We start from the raw sequence: 14239 nt of genomic DNA, 5'->3' as shown, positions 1-14239 counted from the left end.
GATCCCGTCGGACTGTTATCATCCTTCTTGCTTTGCAAAGCCTCACCCTCCACCACGACCGCCGGTGCGGTCCCGGCTGACATCAACCGTGTAGGACAAGCCATGCATCTGACCATCGCCCAGCGTCTGGATCGCCTCAAGGTACGCACCGCAGAACTCAGCCATTGGCGCGAACGTGCGGTGGTTCCGGTCCGCAACTGGACGTTCGAAGGCGAGGATATAGCAGTCGGTCAGGCCTGGCCGCATCGCAAGGGCGTGATGCATTTCGCCTCGCAAGCAAATGTGCCCGCCGACTGGCCCTTGGAGGAAACCCGCCTGCAGCTCGATCTGGGCGGCGAGAGCCTGACCACGCTGACTTATGAAGGAGGGGAGATCGAGAGATTCGGCCTCGATCCCTACCACCAGGAGTTCCCCCTGAAAGGCCGCAGTCTCTCGATCACCACGGACAGCGTTGCCCGCTTCCCCTTCGGCGAACCGAACCGCCAGCCGAGGTTGAACCGAGCACAGCTCGCCTGGCTGGACATTCCCGTGCATCGGCTGAACCTGTTGATGCGGCAGGTGGCTGAGGCGATTGAGGCGCTTGATAATCACGATGTTGTGCCGCATCTGCTCGACGCCGCCGAGACGGCACTGCGCAGCCTGGACTGGCCTTCCGCCACGGCTCCTTATGTTTCCCGCACGGCGAACGCCGAATGGCAACAAAAGATCTGGGAATTGCCCGAGCTGATCGAAAATCCGCCAGGCCTGTCCGAGGACGAGCGCGCGACCGTCGTTGCTGCCTATGACGGCCTGATTGTCCGCCTGAGGACCCTGCAGGAACGCTATCCGCAGAACGGCGAATTGTTGTTGACCGGCCATGCCCATATCGATCTTGCCTGGCTGTGGCCCTATGACGAGACGCGCCGCAAGATGCGCCGGACCTTTCACACGGCGCTGTCCTTGATGAACCGCTCGCCCGATTTCCGCTTCAACCAGTCGACGGCGCATTATTACGCGCAGATGGAAGCTGACGATCCGCAACTGTTTGCGCGCATCAAGGAAAAAGTGGCCGATGGCTCGTGGGAAGTGATCGGCGGCATGTGGGTCGAGCCGGACACGAACATGCCGACGGGCGAAAGCCTGGTGCGGCAGATCCTTTATGGCCAGCGCTATTTCGAAAAGACCTTCAGCGCCCGTCACACGGTCTGCTGGCTTCCGGATTGTTTCGGCTTCTCCGGCGCGTTGCCGCAGCTGCTGCGCCAGGGCGGCATCGACAGTTTCTTCACCATCAAGGTCAATTGGAGCGAAACCAACCGGTTCCCCTACGATCTCTTCTGGTGGGAAGGTCTGGATGGCAGCCGGGTGCTGGCGCATACCTTTGACAATCCGATGCAGGGCTACAACGGCTTTGTCCAGCCGGATTGCCTCCTGCCGACCTGGAAGAACTTCCGGGCGAAAACCTTGCACGATACCTCACTCCTTGCGGTCGGCTATGGCGACGGCGGCGGCGGCGTGACGTCGGAAATGGTCGAGCGGGAACTACAGTTGCGCGATTTCCCTGCCATTCCGAAGGCTCGTTGGGGCAAGGTCGGCGATTTCTTTACGAGCGCCCATCGTACGGCCGGAGAAAAGCGTCTTCCGACCTGGTCCGGCGAAATCTATCTCGAACTGCATCGCGCGACGCTGACCAGCCAGAGTGGTGTCAAAAGGCTGCACCGAAGGGCGGAGCGGGCGTTGATCACGGCTGAAACTCTGGCATCGATCGCCCATATGATCGGTGGCGCTGCGCCGGAGAGCCTGGAGGCGGACTGGCGCGTAACCTTGAAGAACGAGTTTCACGATATACTGCCCGGATCGAGCATTCGGGAAGTCTATCAGGACGCTGAGCGCGAGCTCTCCGGCGTCATCGATCACGCCAGGATGGCTCAAATGGACGCTATGGATGCCATCGTTTCGGCTTTGCCGAGGGGCGGCATTGCGGACGCTCTCGTCGTCGTCAATCCATCTCTGGACGCCCGGCCGTTGCGTGCGGTTCTTGCCGACGGCACGGTCCTTTGCACCGGCGATATAATCTCGCCACTTGCCATCCATGTCTTCAACCGCGCCTCATTGAAATCTGCCGGCGGTTTGCGCGCCGAAGCGAGGCAGCTAGAGAATGAGCATCTCGCCGTTACCATCGGTGCAAGTGGGGCCGTGCAGAGTCTCGTTCACAAGGAGACCGGTCGCGAGGCGCTGGCGGAGCCCGCCAATCAGCTCTGGGTCTATCCGGTCGATAAGCCGCGCAATTGGGACGCCTGGGACATCGACGCCGACTATCCGGAAAAGGGTATTCGTCTCGACAAGCCGGAAAGCATAGAACTGGTCGAAAACAGTCTGCATCGAGCCGCGATCAAGGTCGTCCATCGCTATCGCGATTCCAGCGTCGTGCAGCATTATGTGCTGACGGCCAATGCGAGGCGGTTGGACATCGAGACGGAAATCGACTGGCATGATCGCCGCGCTCTGCTGCGATCGCTGAGCCCGGTCGCGACACGGGCGCGCACCGCCACGTTCGAATGCGCCTTTGGTGTTGTTAGCCGTCCGACCCACACCAATACGAGCTGGGATGCCGCGATGTTCGAGGCGGTCGCCCATCGCTTCATCGATCTTAGCGAGCCGGATTTCGGCTTCGCTCTGCTCAATGACGCGAAATACGGCCACAGCGCCCGCGGCGACGTACTTGGCATCAGCCTAGTACGCGGGCCTATCTATCCCGATCCGCTGGCGGACGAGGGAACGCAAAGTTTCACCTACGCATTGATGCCGCACACCGGCGAATGGCATTCCGGTGGCGTGCGGGAGGAGGCCGACGACCTGAACCAGCCGCTGATCGTCACGACGGCCGCCGATCTTGCCGAGGCTACGCTCGCTCCGATTGCCGTGACGGGCACACCGGTTGCGCTTTCGGCCATCAAGCGTGCCGAGGATGGCGACGGTCTCGTGCTGCGCGTCTACGAGCCGGCCGGCCGGCGCGGCGGACTTGCCATCACGCCAATGAACGGATGGGCGGTCAGCGAGGCTATCAATCTGATGGAGGAACCAACCCAACGCGATGCAGGTCCGGATATCCTGCCCTTCGAGGTCAGAAGCTGGAAGACAACGCGGGCGTGACGGCTGCGCCGACCTGGACGCTCGAATAAGGAGGAGCCTGCGCTCCATGAGGACGAATTACACCTTCAGGAATTGTGAGGACTTATCGAAGCTCAGGCCTGGAAATATCTTCGAGGTCAGGTCGCCGGCACCGACATCGAACTGCCGGTAAAGCATGGCGGCTGCGATCTCGCGCACGTCTGCGGTAGGCATCAGGTCGCGGTCCTCGAAGAGCTGTTCGTCTTTAATTCCCGGCCATTTGCCGAGCACGCGGCCGCCATTGATGGCGCCGCCCGCCAGTAGGCAGCAGCCGCCGGTGCCGTGATCCGTGCCGCCGGAGCCGTTCTGGCGGACGGTGCGCCCGAATTCGGTCATCGCCAGAACGACCGTTGTCTTCCATGCATCCGGGCCGAGCGTGCTCTTCAATGTCAGCACCGCCTGTGTCAGGTCACCAGCCGCTTTCCGGAACTGAGCCGTCTGCTGCACATGAGTATCCCAGCCGTTGATGGAGAAGCTGGCAATGCGGTATTCACGCAATAGCATCTTGGCTGCAAGCGCTGCGACATCGATTATCTGCTCGCCGCGTTTGGTGCCCGGTTCCTCACCCATCTTTGCCGACTGGTCGGCGCGTGTCGCCTCGTCCATCGCTTTAGCGAAAGCTGGATCGTTGGCATAAAGACGCGTTAGGAACTGCATCTCGTCCGCACCCATGCCGAAATTGGAATCCGAGGCCCAAACGTCGACCACATTGGGACCGGACAGGATCAATTCGGTCGAGGTGTTGATGTCGATCGCTTTGCGCGCCGTCGAGCGCGGAATGGTCGCGAGCGCGCGGTTCAGCCAGCCGGTCTTTTCCTCGGCGACGTGATCACCGCCCGATTCCAGCATGTCCTGGCCGTCGAAATGGCTGCGGGCGTCGCGATAGGGTGTCGAGACCGCATGGACGAAGGCTAGCTCCTTGGCCTTCCACAGCGGAAGCAGGTCCGCGGCCGCCGGATGCAGGCCGAAGAAGCCGTCGAGATCGACGAGCCCCTTGTCGGGAGCAAGAGCGATATCCGGCCGCAAGCTGGCGAAGGATAGTTCGCCATAGGGCTGCACCAGATCCAGCCCGTCCATGGCGCCGCGCAGCACGATGGTCACGAAGCGATTGTCTCCGGGCATGGCAGCAAAGGTCACCGGCGTAAAGATCGGCGCGGCCGCCAGGCAGCAGGCTGACGCGAGGAAACCGCGGCGGGAAAGCGGGAAGGCCTTGTCATCTGCCATGGGAATGCTCCTCGCTCTAGCGACGATTGAATTCGGGCGAAGCAAGCGTGAGCGTCAGGCCCATCATCTTGTTCGGCGCTTGCGATACGACCCGGATCGTGTCGTCGCGGGCCGCATCGGCAAGCGTCTCCTTGAGGAACTGCCGGGGATCATCCTGTTTGCCGTAACGGCCGATCGCGCGCCGCGCCCACGAAATTCGTTCGGAAAGCTCGCCGGCATTGATCCAGGCGTCGAAACCCTCTGGAAAGCCGGCCGGACTGGGTGGCCGCCAGACCGGCTGCCCCATGCGCTGCAACGCATAGATGCCGAGGCCGCGCGGCACGTAGAAGGTCGCGTCGATCGCAGCCTGCCGGCGTTTTGCTTCCTGAGGATCAGGTGCGTTGTCAGGCGTGGCAGAGTTGTTGCCTGGCGTGGCGGGGCTGTCACTAGCCATCGCCTGCGCTCCATCCACGTCATCGGCGAGCGGATCGACAATTGCTCCCGCGGCCGCGTTCTTGGGAAGATTGAGCGCGCGCAGACCAGCGACGATGAAGTCGAAAGGCTGCCGGGCCTTGGTTCCTTCACTCGTCCAAGCGGCCGGATGATCGAGCATCGCACCATAGACAGCCATCAGGTCGCCGTCCGTTTTCCGCCACGCCTGAGTCATCGCATCGATCATCGCTTGCGGCGGCGTATCGGAAATGAAGTGGATGGCGAGCTTACGGCTAATATGCGCCGCAGTTTTCGGGTTCAGCGCCAGATCGTTCAGCAGCTGCAGATAATCCCGCTCGGTCCGCTGCGTTCGGCCATAACTGACGCCCAGCACCCGATGACTGCCGGGCTCCGCAGCGGCCTTCCGGAAATCGGCCTCGACCGCCTGCCGATCGACTGTGATGCCCGTCAGTATCATCGCGGCGGATCGCACATCATCTTGCGTATAGCCGCTGCCGGCACCGAGCGTATGCAACTCCAGCAGCTCGCGGGCAAGGTTCTCGTTCAGCCCCTTGTTGCGTTTGATGCCGGCGGGGGAATCCGGCCCAAGCGACTGCGTCTGATCGAGATAAATCAGCATAGCCGGATGTTGGGTGGCGCTGCGCAGCAGATCGGGAAACGTCCCGCCGATATGGGGCCGGATTGCCTCAGCCTCGAAAAGAGGGACGATGAGTTTCATCGGCTGGGTCTTGTCGACGCTTACCGAAAAATGATTCGTCCAGAAGGCGGCCAGCCGCTCGTAGAAGCCGTACGGCGAGAAAACCGCCTGGGCGATACGCGCATCCGCATCGCGCTGATAGCTTTGCTGGAGTTCCTTGAAGATCGCCTTCTGTTCATCGCGCTTGGCGGCATCATCAATGTCGCTGCTGCGGATGTCGCGAAGACGGTCGGCCACATTGCCGATCGCCTGGCGGCGCGCCTCGATGCCGCCGACGGGAAAGAGACAATTGCCGTCGCTGATCCGCATCGGGTCGAGCAAGGCGTCCCTGTCGGCCGACACCGCTTCACCAGGACGGAAGCCGTAGCCGAACCGCAGCGCTGCTAGGGTCTGAAATGAAAGGCTCATCGCTTGTCACCACGTCACCAATTTCAGACAGGCTCGCAAGCAATTGTGGCAGGAAAGTTCGGAAATTGTGGCTTTTTCCAGACATGGACAATTTGTAATGCCCATATGGGTACGGCTTCCGCAGGCGTCCGATCGGTCCTAATTCGTCCCTAATTTCTCCTCTATATAATCAAGCAAATGAGGTGAGCAATGGTTAGATTTATTTATCGGAACATGGCGCTTTTACTGGCAACGGTCATGACCGCGCTCGCCATAACCATGCACAACATGTTTTTGCTCTTGGTGAGACACCACCACACAGTGCTGCATGACATCCGTCACGCGGTCTTTGCGATTGTTCTTTTCGGCATTTTCTATGCCATCCTGCGCTATATTCAGGCATTGCCGGACGACGCCGACTAGAATTCTTCAAAAGCTCCAGCCCTAAGTCCGAGTTCTTTCAGCTCCATGTCGATAGTCGTGAGGGCGCGCGCTCCCGTTCAACGTTTCTTCAATGCGGCCGCCGCGTACCGGCACTAGGATCGTTTGTTCGCGCGCGAGCATTGCCTCTTTGCTTTTCGTTTTCTTGTCGACATATTGCCTACAATCGCATTAATGTCGATTCAAGAGGCGGCGCCAGCCGCAGGAAAACCGCAGACAACAGGAACTGGAAAGCAAGATGACATGGTCCCACGCCGTCGCCCGCATCACTGACGATGAACGGCAGCTCCGGCTGGTGCGGCTGAGACAGGCGCTGGAGGCAGAGGGGCTTGCCGGAATGCTCCTGGGTTCGACGGACAGCCTGCGCTATTTCACCGGTCTCGTCTGGCATCCGAGCGAACGGTTCCTCGGCGCTCTCGTCACACCCACCGCACTTTACTACATCGTCCCGGGTTTCGAGCGCAGCCGCGTGGAAACACTGCCTCATCTGCCTGCCGAAATTTTAGTGTGGGAGGAGGAAGAGAACAGTGTCGGGCTCGTAGCACGCCTGCTGGGTCAAGTCGGCTCGCTCGCACTTGACGACGAGCTGCCGCTTTTCTTCTACCACAGGCTCGCTGCGGCTTTTGGCTCCGAAAGATTGACAGACGGCGGCCAGATCATGCGGAGCCTACGGCGTATCAAATCGCCAGGCGAGATCGCCCTCATTCAATATGCCATGGGTTTGACGCTCAATATACAGAAGCAGGCGCATGCGCTGATGAAACCGGGTATCAAGGCGTCGGAGGTTGTCGACTTTATCGACCGCCGGCATCGTGAGGTCGGCTCGGACGGAGGCTCGACCTTCTGTATCGTGTCCTTCGGAGCGGCGACTTCTCTGCCGCACGGCGCTGAAGGTGACCAGACGCTTGCGGAAGGCGACGTCGTGCTTGTTGATACCGGTTGCCAGATCGACGGCTATCATTCCGATCTTACCCGGACCTATGTACTTGAAAGTGGCAATAGAGAATTCGAAGCGGCCTGGGCGATCGAACGCGAGGCCCAGCAGGCGGTCTTCGATGCCGCCAAGCTCGGCGCGCCCTGCTCGAGCCTTGATGATGCCGCGCGCAAGGTGCTTGCAAAACATGCTCTCGGTCCCGACTACCGCCTCCCCGGGCTACCTCACCGCGCCGGCCATGGCCTCGGCCTGCAGATCCACGAAGAGCCCTATATCGTCCGCGGCAATGCAACGCCGCTCGCCGCCGGCATGTGTTTTTCAAACGAGCCGATGATCGTCTTCCCCGACAAATTCGGTATTCGGCTGGAAGATCATATCTACATGGCGGCAGATGGTCCGCATTGGTTCACCACTCCTGCCCGAGGGCCAAGCGAGCCATTTTCGTGATCGGCAGGCCGCATCAGGTAGCTGACAGCAAGCATACGCGCTGAATTCTCGTGACGGCCGGCTTTGGCTTTTCGGCTGCACTCGTCTTGTTATCGTGCTGGCGAGTGTTGTTATGGTTAACAATCCATCGCTGGAGAGCACGCCTGTGAATCCACAGCCGCATTTTATCAGGATAAACAATTGGTTAACGGATTTCGACATCGGCGTGGAGAGATGTGTTCAGGTTGGGGCGGGTAGAAGCGCAAACGTCCCCGTGCACCTTTCGATTAAGGGTCGGGGACCACTGAGGGAACCAAACCGCGTTTCCATAGTTTAATGGCGTCGAGATAAGTCAGAGGACAGTGTGACCGCCATGGTCCGCGATATCTGGCGCACGCGGCCATTGATGCGATCAGAAATGCGGAGGGCGATTTGCTGGGCTTTGCAAAAATTACGCGTGATCTTTCCGAACGAAGGAAGGCGGAAGTTAAGCTCACGCGGAGCGAGGAGCAGTTCCGCATTCTCGTTCAAGGTGTCGCAGATTATGCGATCTACATGCTCGATCCCCAGGGGCGCGTCTCCAGTTGGAATCTGGGGGCACAGCGTATCAAAGGCTACACGCAGCGAGAAATTCTCGGTCAGCATTTTTCCCGCTTCTATACGCAGGAGGACCGCGCGGCAGGGCTGCCCTGGAGGGCTCTCGATATCGCCGCCGAAGACGGACGGTTCGAAAACGAAGGCTGGCGGGTCCGGAAGGACGGATCCCGGTTTTGGGCGAGCGTCGTCATAGACGCCATTCGCGCGGATGATGGATCCCTTCTGGGGTTCGCGAAGGTCACTCGCGATATCACTGAGAAAAAGGAAGCCCAGCGCAAGCTAGAACAGGCGCAGGAAGAATTGTTCCAGGCCCAAAAGATGGAAGCCGTCGGCCAACTGACCGGCGGAATGGCCCACGATTTCAATAATCTGCTGATGGCCGTTCTCGGAAGCCTGGAAATCATGCGCAAACGTATCGCTGACGATCCCAATATCACTCCGCTGATCGACAATGCCATTCAAGGCGCCCAGCGCGGTGCGGCGCTGACGCAGCGCATGCTTGCTTTTTCTCGACGTCAGGACCTCAAGATCGAGCCGCTCAACCTGATCGAGCTGGTTCGCAATATGATTGACTTACTGCAGCGCGCGATGGGTCCGTCGATGATGATCGAGACGCATTTCCCGTTAAGCCTTCCAAGAGTGAATTCCGATCCGAACCAGCTCGAGAATGCTCTTATGAACCTGGCCGTGAACGCGCGCGACTCGATGCCATCTGGTGGATCTCTCATCATTGCCGCCAGACCTCGGGAGATTGGCAAAGGTGAAGTGAACGGTCTGGAAGCAGGGTCCTATATCTGCCTCTCCTTAAGGGATGAGGGAGAGGGAATGGACGAGGAGACGCGGGCCAATGCAACCACCCCGTTCTTTACGACCAAGGGGGTCGGCAAGGGAACAGGTCTCGGACTGCCCATGGTTCAGGGATTGATGGCGCAGTCTGGAGGCACGCTGATCCTGAAGTCGCGAAGGGGCGAGGGAACCACGGCCGAGCTTTGGCTTCCCGTCGCGGTGGAGACAGACATAAGGACGGAGAAGCAGGTGGCGGAAGCAACGCCTGCGGGCGGAGGATCCTTCAATATTTTGGCGGTGGACGATGATGCGCTGGTCCTGATGAACACGGCGTTCATGCTGGAGGATCTCGGCCATACCGTTCTGCAGGCCCATTCGGGGGAGGAGGCGCTGAAGCTGATCGAGGATCACGACGACATCCATCTTGTTATCACCGATCATTCCATGCCGAGGATGACAGGCTTCCAGCTCGTAGCGGCGATCGCTGAGCGCCTGCCCGACTTGCCGGTCATCCTTGCGACCGGCTATGCTGAGCTGCCGACCGGCAGCAAGAACGATCTGCTCCGTCTCCCTAAGCCGTTCAATCAGAAACAGCTTGCCGCGGTGATCGCCAAAGCCGTGAGGGATGCTCCCGTCGCCAACATTACGGCTGCCACCGACGGGAGATAGCCAACGTCTCTCCCGTCATGCATGTCCATAGATGAGCTTCGGATACCAGTCCCTTGCCCGTCCCTCGGGCGTCATGTCGAGAATCGTCCATAGCGGCATGAGGTCGGGGGCGCCGCGTGGATCCTGGCCGGGATCGGCGGTCACTGGACCCATTTCCTCGCTCCAGAAATGCCGGATCGTTCCGTCCCTGCGGGTAAAGACATTGATGGCCGCATCGTCGCTGCCATTGGGGCCGAGCGCACGATAATCGCGGCTATATTCGCCGGTCGGGTCGGAATAGAGCGGCAGATTTTGCCAGCGGCGTTCCCTCTGGAAATCAAGCAGTCTTTCGATCGGCGATCGAGCCACCACAGCAATGGCCACCCGCTGCTCGATATCGAGCACTTCGCCGTCCAGCGCCGAAAGGAACGATGTGCACATCGGGCAGGGCCGTGCCCGCTCCGGTCCGAACATATAGCTGTAGATCAGCAGGGTGTCCTTATCGTCGAACAAGTCGGCGAAATCGATCGGACCGTCCGGGCTGATGAGCTGATAGTGCTTTTTCACTATGCCACCCGGCGGCAGCGCACGCCGTTGCGCGGCGACGCGCTCTATATGCCGCCGAAGTTCGATCTCCTCAGCCAGCAGATCATTTCGCGCCTGCCGGTATTCGTTGCTCTCGTTCGGAAACCTGGCACCGTTCCTTTGCGCCAGTTCTGCGGCCGGTATGTATCCATCCTCGTTGATCATGATGTCCTCCCAGTGTGTTCCGCGGGCCTATACTGGTCGCAAGGCGCCGGCGGATTTCTACAATAACGCGGAGGAAAAACCCGGTTGCCGGTTGAAAGTTCCACCGTCCACGGAGGCATTTGACCGGCAGGAATCACTGGGCGGCGGAGCGGGCCTCGATCGCGTCATCCCATTCGACATCCGATGTCGGTTCTTCTTCCTCGAGCATCGGCGTGTCCATGACATAGAGATAGCCGTCGAGCATGTCGCACGCGCGTTCGGTGGCGTCGATCTTTGCCTCCGTTTCGCTGATCGCCGTGGCAATGGCCTTGATGCGGGCACGCAGCATATGGCCAACGACATCCTTGCCGGGGCGTTTCCCTAAGCGATCCAAATGGAGACGGATACGGTCGGAATGACGCTCCAGCTCGCTTTTGCTGAAGTTTGCCTTGCGGATTTCGTCCAAAAGACTGGCGCGCATGTGGGCGACGGGATCGAAGGTTCCGGGTTCGCGCTCGTCCAGCACCATATCGGTGATAAGCTTCTCGATGGCAACCAGCGCCTGCAGATCGACAGCATCGGTCAGTTCGACGTCATAGCCGGTATCGTCGAAGAGCTTTCGGCGCACGGGGTCCAGGAGCAGCTCATAGGCCTTCTGCAGCCGCCCGAAGGCATCGACGTCGCCGCCGGAATCGGGATGCGCCGTCTTCGCCCGCTTGCGATAGGCAGTCTTGATCTGTTCTTCGCTCGCATCGCGTCCGATGCCGAGAATCTCGTATGGATCGGTCACTCCAACTCCTGCTGCCGCCTTATGCTGTCGATGGTATGGGCAGAACACGGGGCCCGCCGACGGGCGGTTCCTATCCGCCCCGTCTCTTCTCTATCATCACCACGGCAGAGTTTGGACAAAAACTGTCGTGACGCAACACAGAAACGTCCCTTCAGTCGAAAGCCCCGATCCTTTAGCAGATTTTTATTTTGCGCCGTGTTTCCCGCAATCGAAAAACTATGCCGGTCCTTCTAGCCTGATTTCGACGGTTGTCGTCCGCGACATTCGTTGTCAGCAAAGGATCAAGGCGATGTACGCTCGTTACGGCATTCAATATCTCGCTCAGCATTTGCAGCAGGAGCAGCAGCTTCGCGCTTCCGGAAGAAACGATGGCGTCAAGGAAATCGATCAAGCCGCACCTCATTCGCATGACGGCAGAATTTTCCTGCGGCTTGCTTGCGTCATTGCCGTCTTCTCCGTCGGCGCTGCCGGCGTCATGCAATTGATGCATTGATTTCAAAAAAAGCCGCCGCCCATGGCCATCGAGCTGGACCAGACCTCACGCGCTACCGTCAACCGGTTTGTAGTAAAATGCGTTGTGGCGATCCTGATATCGCTGTTTGTCCGGTCGAATTATCTTCTCTCCGCAGCCCGCTGTTTTGAGCTTTACGCGCTGTTGATGGGGTTGATTGCGGCTTTGACGCGGCAGCGCTATTCGGCTCACTCCTTCAATCACTGGAGCAAAGCTCTGTGGCTGGCCTTCATATCGGCCGGCCTGCAAGTGCGTGTCCCACGCGACTGCTTGAACGAGGGGCGCTCGGCGGAGATCGGTCTCATTCGGCAGATGAAAGTGAGATAGAGACCTTAAGATCGTTCCCGCATCACGCGCGTCATCTCCTCCGCCGGGATGGGTCTGCTGAAGAGATACCCCTGAATGGCATGGCATCCGGCCTGCGACAGGAAACGGGCCTGCTCCTCCGTCTCCACGCCTTCCGCGATTACGTCCAGCGCCAGCAATCTTGCAAGCGAGACGATCGCGGACGTGATTGCCATGTCGTCGGCATCATCGGGAATATCGGCGATGAAGGACCGGTCGATCTTGAGCCGCGACAACGGGAAGCGTTTCAGAGTGCTCAAGCTCGAATAGCCCGTACCGAAATCGTCAATGGCGAGGCTGACGCCCAAGGCGTTCAGTTCATGCATCTTCATGATCGCGCCCTGCACGTCGCGCATCAGAAGGCTCTCAGTGACTTCGATCTCAAGCCATTGCGGTTCAAGGCCACTCTCGGCCAGCGCGGCGGCCACGTGCCGGATCATGCCATGTTCCTGGAACTGCCGCGCCGACATGTTGACGCCGATCCTCACAGGAGGCAGCCCCTGTTTCTGCCATTCCTTCGCTTGGCCACAGGCCTTGCGCAGCACAGCATCTCCAATCGGAACGATGAGGCCGGACTCCTCGGCAAGCGGAATGAATTCTCCGGGGAAGACGAGCCCGTCGGTTGGATGGTTCCAGCGCACGAGCGCCTCCACGCCAATGATTTCGCCGGAGATCATGTCTTTCTGCGGCTGGAAGTGCAGGACGAACTCGTCCCGTTCGATGGCGCGCCTAAGCTCCTCTGAACGTCCGAGTTTTCGCCGCGCATTCTCCGCCATTACCGGATCGAACACCTGGATACTGTTCCGGCCATTCTCCTTGGCGCGATACATGGCCATATCCGCGTTGGCAAACAATTCCGTGGCCGTTTTACCGTGCATGGCAAAGCAGGCCATTCCAATACTGCATGTGAGCTGCAGGTTCATTCCGGCCAGGGTAAGCGGCCGTGCGATGGTCTCGCGAATGCGCGCCAGCCTTGAGACGAAGTCTTCTTCGGTCTGATGGAGCGCCAGAATGAACTCGTCGCCGCCAATGCGCGATACTAGACTGCCCTGTCCGATCTCCTCGGAGATCCGGTTTGCGACGATCTTCAGCAGCTCGTCGCCGGCCGCGTGACCGAGGCTGTCATTCACGAGCTTAAAGTTGTCGACGTCGAGGAAGACGACCGCGACTTTTCCCGAGGTTTCGTCGGCACGCCGCAGCATATCATCGAGCTTCCGGTCGAGAAGCGTGCGGTTCGGTAACCCGGTCAGGGCATCGTGCTCGGCAAGGAAGGTAATGCGCTCAGCGTCATAGTGACGGTCGATCGCGATACCGATCGTCTGCGCGACGCCCGTCAGGAACTCCCACACGCTCGCTTCATGGCTCGACGATTCCTGGACGGCGAGCACGCCATGCTGTCCGCCGTCACCGGACGAGATTGCGAGGCAGCGCCACAGTGCGGGATTTTCGAGGATATCTGCCGGCGAAATCGAAATGGCGGCTGCAGATTGGGACGCCGCTGCGAGACGAACTAACTGGGCGCCTTCGTCTTGCAGCAACACAGCCGCCGCGATGCCCGGGATGACCTCTTCGAGCAGATCGGCAGCGTCACGCAGGAGCGGGTCAAGACGCACTCCCTTGGCCACCGCTTTGAGAAGTTGCGCCTGAGCCTTCATCAGGCTTTCTGCGCGCTTGCGGGACGAGATGTCCCGTGACGCCCCAACAACGCCGATCACCTTCCCAGCTTTATCCCTGAGCGGGACCCGCGACATCATCAGCCAGCCGCTGCCTCTCAGACGGCGTTCCTCGAATCCGAGATCGGGTTCACCGCTCTCCATGACGCGTCGCTCTATGGCGTCTATACTCTTAGCCGCGGCCGAAGGATGGAGGTCGTAATCCGTCAGCCCAACCATGTCTTCCACGCGCTCAAGCCCATTGTTCAAGACGATGGCCCTGTTGGCGAACAGGAAGCGCCCCTCCAGATCCTTTGCATAGATATAATCGGGCACATGATTGATCATGGCCACGAGCCAGTCGTAGCGCTCGGCAAGACTGGGCTCGCGGGACTGCGGGATCTCCTCCGTCGAGCGCGGGCGCGCGATCATTTCGTCGGCATCCACAGGTACCGACCCCACAGCCTGTTCTCCAACTGCCTTACGCATGTTC

10 protein-coding genes and 1 pseudogene are annotated in these 14239 nt (G+C 59.8%); 6 read left to right on the top strand and 5 right to left on the bottom strand.

Translation table 11 applies throughout. The features are described 5' to 3' along the window. Positions 1-102: 102 nt before the first annotated feature. Positions 103-3129 carry an alpha-mannosidase gene (locus tag CCGE525_RS30880; RefSeq protein ID WP_120708011.1) on the top strand — a complete coding sequence of 1009 codons (3027 nt, stop codon included), beginning with the start codon at positions 103-105 and terminating at the stop codon, positions 3127-3129. 57 nt (positions 3130-3186) lie between these two features. On the opposite strand, the gene CCGE525_RS30875 is transcribed toward CCGE525_RS30880, so the two are convergent. Together CCGE525_RS30875 and CCGE525_RS30870 are read right to left on the bottom strand one after the other, a co-directional pair. Then, positions 3187-4371, bottom strand: a complete 1185-nt coding sequence (locus tag CCGE525_RS30875; protein WP_120708010.1) for a DUF1501 domain-containing protein — start codon at positions 4369-4371, stop codon at positions 3187-3189. A 16-nt stretch (positions 4372-4387) separates the two neighbouring features. Next, positions 4388-5908, bottom strand: coding sequence for a DUF1800 domain-containing protein (locus tag CCGE525_RS30870; RefSeq protein WP_120708009.1), 1521 nt, complete (start codon positions 5906-5908; stop codon positions 4388-4390). Positions 5909-6097: 189 nt separating this feature from the next. Here CCGE525_RS30870 and CCGE525_RS30865 point away from each other — a divergent pair, with 189 nt between their 5' ends. The 3 genes and pseudogenes from CCGE525_RS30865 to CCGE525_RS30855 all read left to right on the top strand — a co-directional run. Further along, positions 6098-6310 carry a hypothetical protein gene (locus CCGE525_RS30865; RefSeq protein WP_120708008.1) on the top strand — a complete coding sequence of 71 codons (213 nt, stop codon included), beginning with the start codon at positions 6098-6100 and terminating at the stop codon, positions 6308-6310. A gap of 256 nt (positions 6311-6566) precedes the next feature. Then, positions 6567-7709 (top strand): M24 family metallopeptidase, encoded by a 1143-nt coding sequence (locus CCGE525_RS30860; RefSeq protein WP_120708007.1) that lies wholly within the window; start codon positions 6567-6569, stop codon positions 7707-7709. 348 nt (positions 7710-8057) lie between these two features. Next, a pseudogene (locus tag CCGE525_RS30855) lies at positions 8058-9740 on the top strand (PAS domain S-box protein); the annotation flags it as partial. A gap of 15 nt (positions 9741-9755) precedes the next feature. On the opposite strand, the gene CCGE525_RS30850 reads toward CCGE525_RS30855, so the two are convergent. Then, positions 9756-10469, bottom strand: coding sequence for a DUF899 family protein (locus CCGE525_RS30850; protein WP_120708005.1), 714 nt, complete (start codon positions 10467-10469; stop codon positions 9756-9758). A 133-nt stretch (positions 10470-10602) separates the two neighbouring features. Next, the gene (locus CCGE525_RS30845; protein ID WP_120708004.1) at positions 10603-11238 is read right to left on the bottom strand and encodes a J domain-containing protein; all 636 of its coding nucleotides are present in this window, start codon (positions 11236-11238) and stop codon (positions 10603-10605) included. Between the two features lie 289 nt (positions 11239-11527). On the opposite strand from CCGE525_RS30845, the gene CCGE525_RS30840 reads away from it, so the two are divergent. Both CCGE525_RS30840 and CCGE525_RS30835 read left to right on the top strand, forming a co-directional pair. Further along, positions 11528-11731 (top strand): hypothetical protein, encoded by a 204-nt coding sequence (locus tag CCGE525_RS30840; protein WP_120708003.1) that lies wholly within the window; start codon positions 11528-11530, stop codon positions 11729-11731. A gap of 21 nt (positions 11732-11752) precedes the next feature. Beyond that, entirely contained in the window at positions 11753-12076 is a 324-nt protein-coding gene (locus tag CCGE525_RS30835; protein WP_120708002.1) for a hypothetical protein, read from the top strand. A gap of 5 nt (positions 12077-12081) precedes the next feature. Here the strand turns inward: CCGE525_RS30835 and CCGE525_RS30830 are convergent, their stop codons facing one another. Further along, a complete protein-coding gene (locus CCGE525_RS30830) occupies positions 12082-14235 on the bottom strand; it encodes a putative bifunctional diguanylate cyclase/phosphodiesterase (protein WP_245472212.1) in 2154 nt (717 codons plus the stop codon). Positions 14236-14239: the final 4 nt, after the last annotated feature.

The sequence above is a fragment of the Rhizobium jaguaris genome, from assembly GCF_003627755.1.
GTDB lineage: Bacteria > Pseudomonadota > Alphaproteobacteria > Rhizobiales > Rhizobiaceae > Rhizobium > Rhizobium jaguaris.
This window is presented reverse-complemented; position numbering and strand designations above follow the sequence as displayed.

Excerpts from the sequence above, each read along its gene's own strand:
- CCGE525_RS30880 (WP_120708011.1), top strand. The coding sequence starts at position 103 with ATGCATCTGACCATCGCCCAGCGTCTGGATCGCCTCAAGGTACGCACC.
- CCGE525_RS30875 (WP_120708010.1), bottom strand. The coding sequence starts at position 4,371 with ATGGCAGATGACAAGGCCTTCCCGCTTTCCCGCCGCGGTTTCCTCGCG.
- CCGE525_RS30870 (WP_120708009.1), bottom strand. The coding sequence starts at position 5,908 with ATGAGCCTTTCATTTCAGACCCTAGCAGCGCTGCGGTTCGGCTACGGC.
- CCGE525_RS30865 (WP_120708008.1), top strand. The coding sequence starts at position 6,098 with ATGGTTAGATTTATTTATCGGAACATGGCGCTTTTACTGGCAACGGTC.
- CCGE525_RS30860 (WP_120708007.1), top strand. The coding sequence starts at position 6,567 with ATGACATGGTCCCACGCCGTCGCCCGCATCACTGACGATGAACGGCAG.
- CCGE525_RS30850 (WP_120708005.1), bottom strand. The coding sequence starts at position 10,469 with ATGATCAACGAGGATGGATACATACCGGCCGCAGAACTGGCGCAAAGG.
- CCGE525_RS30840 (WP_120708003.1), top strand. The coding sequence starts at position 11,528 with ATGTACGCTCGTTACGGCATTCAATATCTCGCTCAGCATTTGCAGCAG.
- CCGE525_RS30835 (WP_120708002.1), top strand. The coding sequence starts at position 11,753 with ATGGCCATCGAGCTGGACCAGACCTCACGCGCTACCGTCAACCGGTTT.
- CCGE525_RS30830 (WP_245472212.1), bottom strand. The coding sequence starts at position 14,235 with ATGCGTAAGGCAGTTGGAGAACAGGCTGTGGGGTCGGTACCTGTGGAT.